Here is a 1,088-nt window from a genome sequence, read left to right as displayed (position 1 = left end):
CAACCCCACCAACGCCCCGAGCCACGCTCCACGGTACATACCCGCACGACAGAGCAATGGGCGTGCCTCGCCACGGGCCCACTGGGGACGTTGGCTCGCGAACAGCTCCCCCACCTCCCCTTGGGGAATCTCTTTCCCACCCTGCTCCTCGAAGTCGCCCTGCTGGCGCTTCCACCCCCCAGCAACTCGCCTCAGGCTCCCGCCTGGGGCCGGGACTCCTCTCTCAACGAGAGCCCCGGCTCCACTGGCAGCTCCAGCACGAAGGACGCCCCCTGACCCGGAGTGTTGAGGACCTGGACGAAGCCGCCGTGCGCCTCCGCGATGCGTCGCGTCAGGTACAACCCCAGGCCCAGCCCGCCGTATTCGTGCGTGGAGACCGCCCGCTCGAAGGGGCCGAAGATGCGCTCCACCGCCTCGGGAGGAACACCGATGCCCCGGTCCGTGATGACCAGCCGGGCACGGTCGCCCACCTGGCCCAGCGCCACGTCGACCTGCTCCCCCGCGCCGAACTTGATGGCATTGGACACCAGGTTGAAGAGGGCCTGGTCCACGCGGTCCCGGTCCAACCAGCCACGCACCCGGGCGCCCGGGGTCGTCAACCGCAGCGGGGTCCGCGAGCGCGAGGCCTCCTCCATGGAGCGCTCCACCACCTCCTCCACCAGCGAGGTGAGGTCCACCCACTCGCGCCGCAGCTCCAGCCCGCCCGCCTTGAACAGGCCCACGTCCAGCACGTTCTCCACCAGTCGCGTCAGGCGGCGTGACTGGCGGGCAATCGCATCCAGGCGCTCCAGCAGGAAGCCCTGGCGAGGGTCATCCCGCAAGAGCCCCATCAACCCCTGCACGCGCAGGGTGATGGTGGCCAACGGCGTGCGCAGCTCGTGCGCCGCCACGGCGATGAAGTCCTCACGCACGGCGACGGCGTCGCGGGCCTCCTCCAACAGCCGCGCGTTCTCCAGCGCCATGGCGCACCTGCGCGCCACGTCCTCCGCCAGCACGTGCTCCCGCGTGCGTCGGCCCGTGCCCGAAAGCTCCATCGCCACCGCCAGCGCGCCCACCACCCGCCCGCGCACCTGCAACGGCACGAGCAC

The 1,088-nt window shown here is 71.2% G+C and carries 1 protein-coding gene; it reads right to left on the bottom strand.

The window, feature by feature from the left end; genetic code table 11:
* Nucleotides 1-191: 191 nt before the first annotated feature.
* The coding region (locus HUW62_RS47370; RefSeq protein WP_255204053.1) for a sensor histidine kinase KdpD at nt 192-1,088 on the bottom strand (897 nt) is incomplete at its 5' end.

Source organism: Myxococcus sp. AM011 (genome assembly GCF_013372595.1).
GTDB classification, from domain to species: domain Bacteria; phylum Myxococcota; class Myxococcia; order Myxococcales; family Myxococcaceae; genus Myxococcus; species Myxococcus eversor.
Note: the sequence above shows the minus strand (reverse complement) of the source record. Positions and strands in the feature narration are given on the sequence as shown.